18 protein-coding genes are annotated in these 14,085 nt (G+C 63.2%); 12 read left to right on the forward strand and 6 right to left on the reverse strand.

The window, feature by feature from the left end; genetic code table 11:
- Positions 1-290 precede the first annotated feature (290 nt).
- Positions 291-548: a DUF1488 family protein gene (locus D9M09_RS13555; RefSeq protein ID WP_070218388.1), complete on the reverse strand. Its 258-nt coding sequence runs from the start codon at positions 546-548 to the stop codon at positions 291-293.
- A gap of 294 nt (positions 549-842) precedes the next feature.
- Between D9M09_RS13555 and D9M09_RS13560 the strand changes: the two genes are divergently transcribed.
- The 11 genes from D9M09_RS13560 to D9M09_RS13610 all read left to right on the forward strand — a co-directional run bounded on the left by D9M09_RS13560 (position 843) and on the right by D9M09_RS13610 (position 8,531).
- Entirely contained in the window at positions 843-1,160 is a 318-nt protein-coding gene (locus tag D9M09_RS13560; RefSeq protein ID WP_070292295.1) for a hypothetical protein, read from the forward strand.
- Positions 1,161-1,282: 122 nt separating this feature from the next.
- On the forward strand, positions 1,283-2,953 hold the full coding sequence (locus D9M09_RS13565; protein ID WP_121669555.1) for a DUF6138 family protein: 1,671 nt from the start codon (positions 1,283-1,285) through the stop codon (positions 2,951-2,953).
- Between the two features lie 111 nt (positions 2,954-3,064).
- Positions 3,065-3,754: a hypothetical protein gene (locus tag D9M09_RS13570; RefSeq protein WP_121669556.1), complete on the forward strand. Its 690-nt coding sequence runs from the start codon at positions 3,065-3,067 to the stop codon at positions 3,752-3,754.
- Between the two features lie 25 nt (positions 3,755-3,779).
- Positions 3,780-4,106: a hypothetical protein gene (locus tag D9M09_RS13575; protein ID WP_121669557.1), complete on the forward strand. Its 327-nt coding sequence runs from the start codon at positions 3,780-3,782 to the stop codon at positions 4,104-4,106.
- Positions 4,107-4,190: 84 nt separating this feature from the next.
- Positions 4,191-4,832 carry a hypothetical protein gene (locus tag D9M09_RS13580; protein WP_162995670.1) on the forward strand — a complete coding sequence of 214 codons (642 nt, stop codon included), beginning with the start codon at positions 4,191-4,193 and terminating at the stop codon, positions 4,830-4,832.
- A gap of 85 nt (positions 4,833-4,917) precedes the next feature.
- Positions 4,918-5,790, forward strand: coding sequence for an alpha/beta hydrolase (locus tag D9M09_RS13585; RefSeq protein WP_121669559.1), 873 nt, complete (start codon positions 4,918-4,920; stop codon positions 5,788-5,790).
- 93 nt (positions 5,791-5,883) lie between these two features.
- Positions 5,884-6,738, forward strand: coding sequence for an undecaprenyl-diphosphate phosphatase (locus tag D9M09_RS13590; protein ID WP_121669560.1), 855 nt, complete (start codon positions 5,884-5,886; stop codon positions 6,736-6,738).
- Positions 6,739-6,797: 59 nt separating this feature from the next.
- Positions 6,798-7,367 (forward strand): manganese efflux pump MntP, encoded by a 570-nt coding sequence (mntP, locus tag D9M09_RS13595; protein WP_070218395.1) that lies wholly within the window; start codon positions 6,798-6,800, stop codon positions 7,365-7,367.
- Between the two features lie 95 nt (positions 7,368-7,462).
- Positions 7,463-7,669, forward strand: coding sequence for a hypothetical protein (locus tag D9M09_RS13600; protein WP_162995671.1), 207 nt, complete (start codon positions 7,463-7,465; stop codon positions 7,667-7,669).
- Between the two features lie 237 nt (positions 7,670-7,906).
- Positions 7,907-8,212 (forward strand): hypothetical protein, encoded by a 306-nt coding sequence (locus tag D9M09_RS13605; RefSeq protein WP_070218397.1) that lies wholly within the window; start codon positions 7,907-7,909, stop codon positions 8,210-8,212.
- A 73-nt stretch (positions 8,213-8,285) separates the two neighbouring features.
- Positions 8,286-8,531: a hypothetical protein gene (locus D9M09_RS13610; RefSeq protein ID WP_121669562.1), complete on the forward strand. Its 246-nt coding sequence runs from the start codon at positions 8,286-8,288 to the stop codon at positions 8,529-8,531.
- A gap of 7 nt (positions 8,532-8,538) precedes the next feature.
- On the opposite strand, the gene D9M09_RS13615 is transcribed toward D9M09_RS13610, so the two are convergent.
- Positions 8,539-8,760: a hypothetical protein gene (locus tag D9M09_RS13615; RefSeq protein ID WP_070310581.1), complete on the reverse strand. Its 222-nt coding sequence runs from the start codon at positions 8,758-8,760 to the stop codon at positions 8,539-8,541.
- Positions 8,761-8,906: 146 nt separating this feature from the next.
- Between D9M09_RS13615 and D9M09_RS13620 the strand changes: the two genes are divergently transcribed.
- The gene (locus D9M09_RS13620; RefSeq protein WP_121669563.1) at positions 8,907-9,623 is read left to right on the forward strand and encodes an SOS response-associated peptidase; all 717 of its coding nucleotides are present in this window, start codon (positions 8,907-8,909) and stop codon (positions 9,621-9,623) included.
- A gap of 1 nt (position 9,624) precedes the next feature.
- On the opposite strand, the gene D9M09_RS13625 is transcribed toward D9M09_RS13620, so the two are convergent.
- The 4 genes from D9M09_RS13625 to D9M09_RS13640 all read right to left on the reverse strand — a co-directional run bounded on the left by D9M09_RS13625 (position 9,625) and on the right by D9M09_RS13640 (position 14,038).
- Positions 9,625-10,785, reverse strand: a complete 1,161-nt coding sequence (locus D9M09_RS13625; RefSeq protein WP_240453638.1) for a DUF418 domain-containing protein — start codon at positions 10,783-10,785, stop codon at positions 9,625-9,627.
- A gap of 35 nt (positions 10,786-10,820) precedes the next feature.
- The gene (gene ldcA / locus D9M09_RS13630) at positions 10,821-11,738 is read right to left on the reverse strand and encodes a muramoyltetrapeptide carboxypeptidase (protein WP_121669565.1); all 918 of its coding nucleotides are present in this window, start codon (positions 11,736-11,738) and stop codon (positions 10,821-10,823) included.
- Between the two features lie 32 nt (positions 11,739-11,770).
- Positions 11,771-12,688 carry an alpha/beta fold hydrolase gene (locus D9M09_RS13635; RefSeq protein WP_070218402.1) on the reverse strand — a complete coding sequence of 306 codons (918 nt, stop codon included), beginning with the start codon at positions 12,686-12,688 and terminating at the stop codon, positions 11,771-11,773.
- Positions 12,689-12,883: 195 nt separating this feature from the next.
- Positions 12,884-14,038: a hemin-degrading factor gene (locus D9M09_RS13640; RefSeq protein WP_070292284.1), complete on the reverse strand. Its 1,155-nt coding sequence runs from the start codon at positions 14,036-14,038 to the stop codon at positions 12,884-12,886.
- Positions 14,039-14,085 lie beyond the last annotated feature (47 nt).

Here is a 14,085-nt window from a genome sequence, read left to right on the forward strand (position 1 = left end):
TATTTTAAAGATGACAGCACTGTTCCCTGCCCGCCGCGAGCCGAAACATGACCGTTTCGCTCAGCAAGCGGACGACTTCACCTTTGCATGCCTGACCTTGCGTGGCAGTGCGCGCCGCGATGCCGCCGGCCCGAACCGCCCTCTTACCTTTTTCTGTATAGAAATAAGTATCAGATGCGCAGAATACCGAGATGTAACATTTCCGTCCAGCCATACCTGCATTTACTTGACGATCTGTGCGGAAATACCATAGCTGGCCAGGACACGGGTGCAGGCAGAAGAAATAGTAACTAAAAATCAAGTGCGCGCAAGACGACGCTGCTGACCAGCAGATCGCGGCTCAGGTAAGCGAAGGCGCGCTGGCCGATGCGCAGGCGGTGGCTGTCGAAGATGTCCAGCAAGTTGCCGCCCTGCTCCTGGTCCAGGCTGTGCAAGGCCGTCACGGTGATGCGGCAGGTCTTTTCCGCCCCGAAGACGGACAAATGGAAGCGAATGGCATCGCCCGCCGGCTCGAGCGCGATGCTGTCGCGCAGGATTTCATAGGGCATGGTCTGGCATCCCGCTGTGCGTATGGTCCGCCGCCCCCCGGCACCACCTGACTGACGGAATGGCCGAACAACGACGCTCAAGCTCGGCGCGGTTTTCTGCTAGGAATAAATGCATCATGACGTGTACGGCAATCTCAATGATCAATAACAAGCAAGCGTAGCGCGACGGCTCGTCAACTACCGTCTGTTACCGTACATATTCAACCGCGCGCCTGCCTTGGGGCCGTGCGGCGCACGTCCCGGCCCTCCCCCTGTGCTATTGTCGTCAGGTACATCACCAGGCAGGAGCCATGCATGAGCAACATCGTTACCAGCGTCTCGTTCCGCTACATCGATCCGCGCCACAAGGAACCGGGCCCCAGCCGGGAATTCATCAACCAGAACATTCTGCTGCCGCCGGGCGCCCATCTGCCGCGCATGGGCGAAGCGATCGAACTCATGCACTGGGACTTGAACCGCGACATGAAATCGGGCGTGTATTCCGTGCTGTTCGTCCACACGCGCATCGCCTTGTTTGATGGCAATGACAAGCCATCGGGCTGGCACACCACGATCACCGTGGGACCGCAGTCCGACGACATCGACGCGCGCTTCCTCACCGCCCCCTCGTGACAACCGTGCGGCCCTTGTTGCAGCCAGGCCCGACCACCTAAAATAGTGCTTTATATTAAACATGATCGTGACGGCAGCCGGTGGCACCGTCACGTGCAATGCAGGGAAAGACGACGATACAGATGAGCAATCTTGTAGAGCAGGCAACACAAGAAATGACGGCGGCAATCGAAGCGTGGTTTGCCGAGCGCCTCAAGCGTACCGACCTGGAAGCCGCCGTGAAGCGGACCACCTTACAAATGGGCGTTTTTAACGATTTCCTGCTCGACTACAAGCCGGGACGCACCACGGCCGACGATTTCCATCTGGCCGAGGACGATGATGTCGCACCGAGGACGCCTTCGCGCCTCGACGAAGCCGTCGTGCGCGACACCATCGCGCCCCGGCTGGCAGCGCTCGTGCGGGCGAAGCTGGAAACACTGGCCGACACGCCCTTCGTCGATTACCGCTTCAGCTTTCGCGGCAAATTCCAGACGGCCCAGGGCATGCTGCACCTGAACCTGCTCGAGTATGTCAACGCAGGCAAGCGCACAAGCTTGCTCGAGCACATACACAGCTACGTCACGCAAAAGCTCGAGCATGGCAACCGCCCGACGAAAAAGCTGGAAACCTTCTTCCTGGCGCGCCACCTGCTCGATCCCCACCTGTTTCCCCAACCCGATATCGCCTGGACGATCGCCCAATTCGAGCGCATCGAGCAGCTGAACAAGTCGCGCCCGCAAGCGCTGGCCGAACACCGCAGCGATATCATCCAGGCCGTGTCGGCGTGGGCGGAAAAGCAGTTCCTGCCGCAGTTCTATGACGTGCAGCAATCAAGCTACCGCGCCACCGAATACACATTGAAAGAGGGCGCGGCGCTTGACACGCAGGCGCTGGCGCCCATCGACCTGTTGCTGTATGGCGCCGTGATGATCTTGCGCCACGAACCGAGCTACGCCAAGTCGACGGGCGTCAAATTCCTCGACATCGCGCGCGAACTGGGCAGCGAACGGGCCGTGCGCATGCTCAAGGAAGGCAGCGGCACCTTCGCGCCCGACGCCGTCCACCTGAAAAATGCGCAGCTGGAATGCCGCGCCAACGATGTGTTTGCCACCATCAGCATCGCGATAGCCCGGGAAGAGGAAGAGGCGTATGCGCAGGCACTGGCCTTCATCACGCATTTGCTGAACAACGGTTTCCCGAAAAGCTGCCAGATCAAGCTCAAGTCCAAGGTCAAGCAGTACCTGCCGATCAAGGGACTGGCGAAATCCGATACGCACCGCTTCTTTGCCAACGCCCTCGCCTATCCCGCCCTGCAGCCGCAACTGGAAGCGTATGCGCGCGCCGCCATCGAGCAATTCGAATTCTATGCCGACACGGAAGGCGAAAAGAATTGCATGCCCGGCAGCTATGCCACGTTCGGACTGGGCCTGCTCGACGCGCGCTATTTCCCGCTGGTGCAACACTACATGGCCAACGTCGACGAGGAACACCAGTCCGTGCAGGACCAGTTCACGGCGGCCTTTGCCGAAAAGCATGGCGTGACGCGCGATTCCGCTCCCGTGCTGGCCGCGTGCCTGCGCGCCTGCACGGATAACGCAAAGGTGAAGATCCAGGCGGAACTGGAAGAGGTGGGGAAACTGGAGCTGTTCTGCCAGCAACTGCAAGGGCTGGAAGGCTATCTGGTCGAGCACATGCTGTATCCCATCTGGGGCAAGCTGGAAAAACTGGCCACCCTGGCGCGCAAGGCGGACGGACGGCGCAAGGAACTGCTGCTGGCCTTGCTGGAAGCGGCCAGCAAGGCGGACGCCTGAGGTGCGCAAGCTTCTGTGCGCAACGTTATGACTTTTACCATCTATAATGCGCGCGCCATAGTTGCTATAAAGCATTTTTTGGCGCCTGACATTGAATCGTGGAGAAAATACATGCACCAAACACAAGAAACATCGCGCACTGCCCTGCTGGCGGCAGCCTTGGCTACCGCCGTGGCACTGGCCCAGCCCGCCATCGCCGCGGAAACCGCCGCCGAACTGGCCCCCGTCGACGTGGCCAACCTATACATCAAGACCATCATCAACCAGGATGAAGCGAGCGTCGCCCAGCTCAATGCCTATCTGCGCCCCACCCGCCTGGCGGGCAAGCAGAGCGCCGAATACGCGTCGTACAGCGACCTGAAGGCGGCCGATGCCAAGTTTCCGACGGAAACCGGCAAGCTGATCGCCGACCTGTTCCCCGCCGCCATGCGCGCGGCCGTCACGCCTGCCGCCGAACAGCTGGCCGCGAATGTCATCGCCGCCAAGAATGGCGCCCTATGCCGGGCCACGAAGGCGGCCCCCGTGACGGTGGAAAACGGCATGCAGACGGCTGCCGTCAGCTTCGAATGCCAGGTCGTCAAGGTGCCGGTGGCATGGGCACCTGCCGCCCAGCAACTGGCGAAGAGCGGCTGCAAGGTTGAACAATGCACAGCCGGCCTGCAAAAGATCGCCGCCACCTACACGAGCTCGCCGAAGCAGGCGTGGCGCGCCGTGTTTGCTGTCAGCCGCGAAAAGAACTCGGAAGCCTGGCGCAACGATTTCGCGCGCGAAACCTTCGATGAAATCTGGGAATACCTGTAATCCCGGCCTCGTTTAGAATGGCTGGATGGACAAATTGACACCGGCACCACAGCCCGCGGGCCTGGCCTTGCTGCGCTTGATCGACCCCGAGCATGTGGAAGGCGCGGTGGTCGCGCAAGCGCTGGCGCAAGACTTGCCCGCCCTGCACGCCAGGCAATTGCTGGCGCTGCTGCGCCGGCTGCGGGCCGCGCAATCGAATCAGCAGGATTATGCGGGCGCCAGCCCCGCGCAGGCCGAACAGCAGTTCGGCGCCGCCATCGCCGCCGTCAAGGCGGAGCTGGCCACGCGCCCGCACATTCCCAACAAGCAGGAAGCCAAGGCCCTGCGCCAGGCGGCGCCAAAGAAGCGCTGAACGGGCCTGCGGTGCGCGGGCGGGCACGGCCCGCCTTCTATAATCGGTGACAATACCTTGTTTCCCGCACTGAAAGGACCCCCCATGCCCACATCAATCTCCCGCCATGTAGCCGGTTGCGCCGTATTGGCCTTTTCCGGTTTGGTCGCCATGCAGGCCGTCCATGCCGAAGAGACGGGGCCCATCGATGCGCGTGCCGTGTGGCAGGAACGCTCGCTGTCAACCTGCCGCAGCGGGCAATCGCACTCCGCGCCCGACGTCTGCCTGCTGCGCACCATGCAGCGTACCGGTGCGCACCCGCAAGCCATCGCCGCCGCCAGGATGCTGGTCAGGGCAAACATGGCAGGTTACATCTCTGCCTGGCGCCCGCTGGGCAAGGTGGCGCTGGCCACCGTCACCTATCCGTTTCGCGCCAACACGAATGAAAGCACCTTGCTGATCGGCAGCGATGGCGCCGCCATCGACGTCGACGAGCACTCCGTGCGCGAGGAAGACCGCGCCACGCCTGCATGGCAAGCGTTTACCGCCGCCCACCCGGATGCCATGCCGTTTGCGCCCGCCGAGTTCGTCGGCAGCACGGCCACCAGCGATGGCGGCCAGAGCGTGCTGTTTTCCACGCCCCTGATCACCTGCCACGCCTGCGCCGAGGATGGCGCGCTGCTGGTCGCCTACACGATCGACAAGGCGGGAATCGTGCGCGAGCGCAAGGTATTGACGATCAAGTAAGCCTGCCTCAAAGATAAGATAGAATTGCTTAGTGGCATGTCTATACGCGTACATGCCATCTATCCACTACTTATTATGGGAAAACATGCGCCGCTCTTGCCTTGCACTGCACCTCACTGCCGCCCTGCTGCTGTCCAGCTCTGTCCACCTCGCCACTGCCGCGCCCGCCGCTACGGCTAACGCTGCCGCCAGCGCGGCCACGCCGCTCGTCATCGGCGAAAGTTTCACGATCGACTCGCAGGCGCTGAGGGAACAGCGCCACATCAATGTGTATGTGGCGCGCGCCTGGGATACGCCGCCCGACGCGCCCCTGCCCGTGCTGTACATGCCGGACGGCGGCGTGGCCGAAGACTTTCTGCACGTGGCCGGCTTGCTGCAGGTGTCGGTAGCCAACGGCACGATGCGCCCGTTCATGCTGGTCGGCATGCAAAACACGCAGCGCCGGCGCGACCTGACGGGGCCGACGGACAGCGCGGAAGACCGCAAGATCGCCCCCGTCGTGGGCGGTTCGCAAGCCTACCGGGCCTTCATCCGCGATGAACTGATGCCGGAAGTCAAACGCCGCTACCGCACGACGGGCGAGACGGCCATTGTCGGCGAATCGCTGGCGGGCCTGTTCGTGGTGGAAACATACCTGCTGGAACCGCAGCTGTTCGACCACTACCTGGCCTTCGACCCCAGCCTGTGGTGGAACCAGGGCGCGCTGCCGCGCCAGGCGGCGGCGCTGCTGGCCAAGGGCAAGCCGGGCAAGCACAGCCTGTACCTGGCGTCCAGCAGCGAAGCGGGCATCGCCATCGAAGTGCAGCGCCTGTCCGACGTGCTGCAAAAGCAGGCGCCGCCCGGCTTGCAATGGCACGTGGAAAAGATGCCGGAAGAGACCCATGGCACGGTCTACCACCCCGCAGCCTTGAAGGCTTTCCGCAGCGTCTTCAAGCCGCAAGAACCGGCCAGGCAGTAAGACATGGACAAACTGTAATCTGGTGAGGGGCTCATGCGCAGGGTCGGGCGGGTAAAATCGGCGGCCCTGCGTTTCCATCCAAGTCCCGTCCCCATGAGCTTTTTGCAATTATTTATCCTTTCCATCGTCCAGGGCTTCGCCGAGCTGCTGCCCGTGTCCAGTTCCGCCCACGTCATCATGGCGGAAAAATGGATGGGGCTGGATCCCACGTCGCCCGAACTGACCATGCTGCTCGTGATGTTGCATACCGGCACCATGTTCGCCGTCATCGTGTATTTCTGGGCATCCTGGCGCGCCACCTATTTCAGTTCGGCCAGCGCCTTCCGACGCAATGTGCTGCTGCTCGCGGCCGCCACGGCCCTGACGGGCATCGTCGGCTTCGGCTTGCTCAAGGGCATCACCCATGTCATGAGCAAGGATGCACCCGGTTTTGAAATCGAGCACCTGTTTGGCAACGCGAAACTGATGGCCGCCGCGCTGGCCGCCGCCGGCGTGCTGATCATTGTGTCGTCGCGCCTGCAGGCGCGTCAGCATGGCACCTTGTCCATTGGCAAGGCGATGGTGATCGGCGCCGTGCAAGGCCTGTGCCTGCCCTTCCGCGGCTTTTCCCGCTCGGGCGCCACCATTTCCGCCGGCATCGCCATGGGCGTGCCGCAGCGCCGGGCCGAGGAATTCAGCTTTGCCCTGGCCGTCGTGCTGACGCCGGCCGTGCTGGCCAAGGAAGGCTGGCGCTTCTACCAGGCCGTGGCAAATGGCAGCCTGGACCATCTGGAACACGGCAACAGCCTGCTGCACCTGCTCGGCCCCAGCCTGCTGGGCATGCTGCTGTCGTTCCTGGCCGGCTTGCTGGCCTTGCGCTGGCTGTCGCGCTGGCTGGAACAGGGCCGCTGGCATTTCTTTGGCACGTATTGCCTGCTGGCCTCTGCCGTGGTGCTGTACGTAGGGTAAAATCGCCGGGTTTGTCATTTGTCACTACCATCCCAGCCAGGTTTTACAGAAAGCCAACGATGAATTTCGCCGCCACCGCCGCCCTCTCCCTCGCCATGTCCACCGATGCCTTCGCGGCTGCCGTCGGCAAGGGCGCAGCCCTGCACAAGCCGCAATGGCGCGAGGCGCTGCGCACGGGGCTGATCTTTGGCGTCATCGAGGCAATCACGCCCATCATCGGCTGGGCCCTGGGCAGCGTGGCAGCGCCCTACGTGGAAGCGTGGGATCACTGGATCGCCTTCAGCCTGCTGGGCATCATCGGCCTGTTGATGATACGCAATGCCCTGTCCGACGCCGACGAGGAAGAAGCGCCGGCCCAGTCGCACTCGTTCTGGGTGCTGGCCGTCACGGGCCTGGCGACCAGCATCGACGCCATGGTCGTGGGTGCGGGCCTGGCCTTGCTGGGCGCCAATATCGTCGTCACGGCGGCCGCCATCGGCTTTTCCACCTTCGTCATGGTGACCCTGGGCGTGATGCTGGGCCGCGTGCTGGGCACGGTAGCGGGCCGGCGCGCCGAACTGGTGGGCGGCCTGGTGCTGATCGTCATCGGCTGCGTGATCTTGTACGAGCATATCGGCCACCCGGCCTGAAGCCCGGGCGCGCACGGCACAAGCGCCGGCGTGGACGGCAGCGCGCTTTGTGCTACATTCAATGCTCTGCATTCCTGTCTCGCAAGGTGACCATCATGGAAACTATTGAGCTGCTTTTTGCCGCGCTGGTGCGCGAAACGGCCGAATCGATACGCGACCACCACGTCCCTTTTACCATCAAACACGATGAGCGCGCGTATTTCGAGTGGATGGATGGGCACCCGATCCATGGCTATATTCAGGAAGCGTATCGCGAGATCGAGGAAACAGCCCAACAGATCCGCGCCATTCGCGCTGGGTGATGACGGCTGGCAGAATCGGCTGCGCGGGACGCTTTGCGGCCTGCGATGCTCACCGTACTTATGTACGGTTGCGCTTCTTAGCCACAAATCGCCGCCGCTCGCTTCGATTTTGCCAGCCGTCGTGACGTGCGTTGGATCGTGCTCAAGAAATGGGGTATTGATCGAGATCAAACACTCTGCTGTTCGATACGCGTGGCATGGTCTGGCCCATGACAATCAGGTCTGGAGGCGGCAAACATGGATCAGCAACAAAAACACCAGATCCGGGGCTATGAATTTCATGTGGCGGGGGCGCTGGAGAAGGATGGGCGCTACCGGGGCATGATTTTGATCAGCAAGCGCGGCGATACCCTGCAGGTGTACGCCAAGCCCGTGCTGATAGAAACGCCGAGCAGTTTCAAGTCCGTGCATGCGGCCTTGATCGAGGCATCGGCGTATGCCCAGGAACTCATCTATAACGGCGCCATCAAGGCGCTGCTGCCGGCCGACGGGCCGCTGGCCGGAAAACAGGCGCCGCAGCCGCCGGATTTCGTCGGCAACTGACGCCGGCAAGCGCATCCGGCCATCCAGGGTGGCGCGTATAATGACGCGCTTTCCCGGATGAAAAATCAACACCATGGAATTTGTGAATGTACCGCTCGTCTTCCTGGTCGGCTGCGCGCTGATCGCCTTGCTGGCCAAGAAGAATGGCTACTCGTGGTACCTGTTTTTCTTCGCGATCGCCGTGCCCGCGCCCCTGTTGCTGCTGGCTTTGCCCCATGTGCTGGGCGTGGAGGCCGCGTCGCTGACCTCCGTACGGCTGGGCGCCGCGCTGCTGCTGCCGCTCGCAGGCTTGCTGCTGGCCCTGCGAGGCAAGCGCTAAGGCCGTTTCAGCGTGCAGGCACTCCATCGGCCAGGCGCCAGCCTACCGACAAGGCCACTTGCTGCGCCTCTTTTTCATTGCTGCAATCGTCGTAATCGCAGGTGTCCGCATATGCGCCGCACGCCTGGTTCTGGCTGATGTACGAACCGACCCAGCGGCCATCGCGGCGCTGGCTGGCCGTGGCGCTGATGATAAAGCCTTTGTGGATGGTGGGGTTTTCAAAAGACATAATTCCTCCGATGCAAAAAAAGCGTCAGGGATCTGACTGGATCCCACTGTGCGCCACATGCTGCCAGCAGTCTGTACGTTTGATCACACTCACGAAAAGGACGCACGCCGCGCTCGCGCCAACAGGCGATCGGGTATGATTTCGGCATGTGTGGACGATTCGATCAAAATGACACGGCGCGCGTGCTGGCGTCATCGTTCGGCTGGACCGACGCGGTGTTCGACAGCGAGGCCGAGCCGCACCTGAACGTGTCGCCCGGCACGTACCGGCCCGTGCTGCATATCCAGGATGGTGTGCACCGGGTCGACGATGTCTTCTGGGGCTACCGCCCTGCCTGGGCCGCCCAAGCCGTGCCCGTCCCCGGCAAGAAAAAAATCCCCATCGCCATCAATGCCCGGCTGGAAAAATTGGCAAGCGCCTACTGGAAACCCTTGCTGCGCGCGGGGCGCGGCATCGTCTGCGTCGATGGCTGGTATGAATGGACGGGAGAGAAAGGCCGCAAGCAGCCGTGGCACATCCACCGCAAGGACCGCGCGCGCCTGTTCCTGCTGGCGCTGGCCCAGTTCGGGCCGTACAAATTCAACCGCGAGGAAGCGGGCTTCGTGCTGGTGACGGCCGACAGCCTGGGCGGCATGGTCGATATCCACGACCGCCGCCCCGTCGCCGTCAGCCTGGAAGACGCGCACCGCTGGCTAGCCCCCGCGCTCACGCCCGAGCAGGCGCTGCACCTGGCGCGCACCTGCATGCTCGACGTGGACTTGTTCGAGTGGCATGCCGTCGATAATCCGCTCGTGCCGTCCGCCAAACCCAAGGCACCACCGCCGGCGTCGCCGCAAGGCGCGTTCGACTGGGGCGCCGACTAACTCAGCCGGGCAAGCGCGCCAGCCGGCGCCACAGCGCTTCCATCGGCCCCTGGCGGAAGTGCCGCAACCAATAGTGGCTGAGCAGCACCTGCCCCGCCATGATCACTATGGCCAGGCCCAGCATCTCGATGGGACGCAGCGTGGCGCCCCAGCCCAGGCCCGGCCCCTGCAGCAGCCAGGTGCCAAGCAAGGATTGCAAGAGATAATTACTCAGCGCCATGCGGCCCACGGGCGCCAGCCATGCACCGAGCCAGCGCAGCAGGAAGGGACCGGCCAGCATCAGCACCGCCACATAACCGGCCGCCAGCACGGGACCGCCGGCAAACAGGCCCACTTCGAACAGGGCCGTATCAAACACGGTTTGATACGGATCGGCCACCTGCCACGCGACGGCCCCCGCCGCCAGCAGGTTGAATGGCAAGCCCACGCCCAGCCCCACGGCGCGCACGCGGCGCCACAGGCGCTCGTGGCGCCGCGGCTGCGTCAGCCAGCCGCAGCGCACGGACAAAATACCCAGCAGGAACAGCACGATGATGTGCGGCAGCATGACGGCGGCGTACAGCAAGGACACGAGAAAATCGTTGGCGCGCAGCCTGGCCACGGCCCACACACTGCCTTGCGTGTAGGTGGCGTAGCGGGCGGCGAAGTTTTGCAAATCCTGCGCCGTATCCGGCGCGCCGCCCTGCTGGCCCACGGGAATGAGCAAACACATGAAGAGCAGAAAACCGGCCGCCACCAGCCAGGCGCGGTTGCGTATGCGGCTCAGTTTGGCCGCTGCCAGCGGCAGAATCAGCATGCCGGCGACAGCATACGAGGTCAGCACGTCGCCGCTCCAGATGCAAAAGCCGTGCAGCAGGCCGAACACGAGCAGCCAGCGCAAACGGCGCCGGTACGCCGCTTGCGCCGCTTCCCAGCTGCCCAGCTGGCGTTTCAGTGAACGTGTTTGCAGGGCAAATCCGGCACCGAACAAGAAGGCGAAGACGGGGTAGAACTTGAATTGCGCCAGCGCCGCCACGCCGAAAATGACGAGCTGGTCCAGCACGGGCGGCTGCGCCGGCAAGGTGCCGTAGCGCAAGGACAGCGTCCCCCAGGCAAAGCCCCAGATATTTACCAGCAAGATGCCAAACACGGCGATGCCGCGCAGCACGTCGAGCTGCAGCAACCTGCCGGGTTTGGCGTGAATAGCGTTCAGGGAGTTCAGGGGCGCGCCAGGGTCGGGTAATCAACCACCTGCAGGGTGAAGCCGGACGCGTCCGATTGCAGCCGCGCCTGGCCGCCGAACGGCAAGGTGACCCGCCGGCGGACGTGCCCGAATTCGAGCCCCGTCAGCACGGGCACGGGCAGGCGCTCGCGCACGTAGGCCAGCATGACGTCGAAATCGTAGCCCCTGTCCATCGGACTCAGCTTATAGGCGGAAAAGTCACCGAGCACGACCGCATGCTGGCGTTCGAACACGCCCGCATGCAGCAATTGCAGCAGCATGCGCTCGACCCGGTACGGGTGCTCGTTGACGTCTTCCAGGAACAGAATGCCGCCGTCGATCTCGGGGAAATACGGCGTGCCGAGCAGGTGGACCAGCATGGCCAGATTGCCGCCCCACAATTTCCCCGCCACATCAACCTGCGGATTGCCAGCTGCCGTGCCCGTGACCGTGTGCGTGGGTCCCTCCAGGCACGACCACAGCTGATCGAGCGTAAATTGCTCGGGTTCGTCACGGATGAAATCGTCGCAGACCATGGGGCCGGCAAAGCTGGCGCGGCCCGTTTTCGCCATCAAGCCCATGTGGAAGGCAGTAAAATCGCTGTAGCCGACGAACAGCTTGCCGCTGGCGGCCATGCGGTCGAAATCGATGTCGGGCAGGATGCGGCTGATGCCGTAGCTGCCGCGCAAGGCGATCACCACCTGCACGTCCGGGTCGGCGGCTGCAGCGTTGAGCTGCGCCAGGCGACCCGCATCCGTGCCGCCGAAGCGCTGGAAGCTGTGTGCGGGGTCGTAGTAGTTGTGGACGGTGGCGCCTTGCGCCTGCAGGCGGGCGATGCCGCGCGCCACGGCCGCGTCATCGGGCGCGCAACCGCCGGGCGCCACGATGGCGATGCCAATTTCAGGTGTCTTCAAAATGCCCGTGCCTTCAAAAGTTGTGGGCGCGCCTAGGCTGGCTGGGAGCGCATCTGGGGCGCCATCTTACCTTGCAGATGCACATCGATCAAGGCGAGCAGGCGCTCGATCAGCTGGGGCGGCATGTCGTGCCCCATGCCTTCGATCACTTCGAGCGTGGCGCCCGGAATCAGCGCCGCCGTATCGATGCCGCAGGCGACGGGGATCAGGGGATCGGCCGCGCCATGGATCACCAGCGCCGGGCAGCTGATACTGGGCAGCAAGGCCGTGCGCTCGCCCGAGGCGGCAATGGCCACCATTTGCCGCGCCACGCCTTCCGGGCAACTGCCCCGCTGCAACGCCGCTTCGATGCGCTGGTACAGCAGCTTTTCCGACACCGGATAGGCGGGACTGCCGATCACGCGCACGGTGGCCGCCATATGGGCCATCAGTTCGGCGCGGCTGGCATTGCGTTTCGGGCGTTGCAACAGCGCATTGCGTGCCGCCCGCGTGGGGCCGGGCAAGCCGCGCCGGCCGCTGCTCGACATGATGGAGGTCAGGCTGAGCACTTGCAACGGCGCGCGCGCCGCCATCACTTGCGCGATCATGCCGCCCATCGACACGCCGATCACGTGCGCCTGCGCAATGCGCAGAGCCGCCAGCAAGCCCAGCGCGTCGTCCGCCATGTCATCGAGGGTGTAGGAAGTTTTGAGGGGCCAGCCCAGCAGGTTTTTCACGTAGGCCAGCGGCAGATACGGTTTGCCCGCCTGCGCCATCTTGCTCGACAGGCCGCTGTCGCGGTTATCGAAACGCACGACGCGAAAACCTTGTTCGACGATGCCTTCGACAAAGTCCGCCGGCCAGGCGATCAGTTGCATGCCCAGGCCCATGACCAGCAGCACGCACGGATCATCCGGGTTGCCGTGGCTTTCATAAGCTATGTTGAGGCCGTTCGCCATGATGGTTGCCATGATTGCCTCTCTTCAGGAACCAGCACGCAGACACGATCGCTGCGGCCTTGCAATCAGCATACCACTATTGTGCTTCAGACATGAGACCGGCACGCGGCACCCACACTGAAGTGTTGCTCTGGTCGCACATGACATCAGCTACGGCGTATCGCTGCGGTTCTGTCACGTGCTGATACTCATCAACTTGCAAAAACCTTATTTTGCCTTTGGCAGACTATCGGCCAGATCCACCCAGCTTTGCGGCTGCGGTTTGCCCCGCTCGCGCACGCCGAAGAAGGAGACCACTTGCGTGCCGTCGTTGTCGAAGAACTCGACGGACGTGACGCCGCCGCGCTTGACGACCCAGCCGCTGCGCAGGGCTGTGTCGCGGATGTGCAGGTTGAAGTCCGGGTCCAGCACGTTGAAGAAACCGCCGGCCGCCATGGTTTTTTCGATCTTGCCGCTGTAGATCTGCGTCAAGCCTTCATTGCCCAGGAACACCATGATGGCGACCTTGTCCTTGGCCGCGTTTTCCAGCAGGGTGCGCAGTGCTTGCGGCGTCACGCGCTCGACCACGCCGGCCGGCGCCAGGCGCAGCGCCTGTTCGCGCGTCAGGTGGAATTCGCGCATGATTTGCGCAAACTGGTGCACGTCCGTCATGTCTTTCCAGGCCAGCTGGAATTCCTTGACGTCGATTTCGCTGTCCGGCTTTTCCGCCGCTTTCGGCGCCACGGCCAGCACGTTCAGTTCGGCGCTTTGCTGCGGCGCGCGGAAGGTGGCCACCAATTTATCGTAGACGGCCACGCCAGGCTCGTTGCGCAGGTAGATTTTGTGCACGGCCGTGCCGTTGGCGTCAAAAAATTGCAGGCTGCGCGTCGGCTTGCCATCGCGGCCAGGCTGTTCCACGGCAAATGCGTATTTCCAGTTTTCAAAGTGGAAACGCAGGTCGATCTGGCCGCCCAGGTAGCCGCCCGCGATATTGCGCTGGCGCGCTTCCGTTTCCGGGTCCTTGGCGTCGGCCTGCTCGGACTTGTCGCCCGCCTGCTTGAACTTGCTGGCCACGCCCGTCGTTTCGATGACGCCGTTTTCATTGCGCGTGATCGCTTGCACGAGGCCCAGGTCCAGCGCGGCGCGCATGATTTCGCGCGGCTGGTTGCCGTCCGCCTGCAAGCGCGTGACGCCCTTGCCGATGTTGGTTGCCAGCAATTGCGCTTCCGACACGCCCAGCGCGCGCGCCGCGTCGCGGATCTGCAGCTTCGGCTGTTCCGTGCGCAAGGTGGACCAGCGTTCCGCCAGGGTGGCTGGGGCCGCATATGCGTTTGCAATCAGCAGGCTGCCTAGCAGGGATAGAACGAGTTTGGATAACTTCATAGAGAGACCATTCAATCAAACATGGAAAATAAGAGGGGCAGGCGCCC

It is taken from the genome of Janthinobacterium agaricidamnosum (assembly GCF_003667705.1).
Classification (GTDB): Bacteria; Pseudomonadota; Gammaproteobacteria; order Burkholderiales; family Burkholderiaceae_D; genus Janthinobacterium.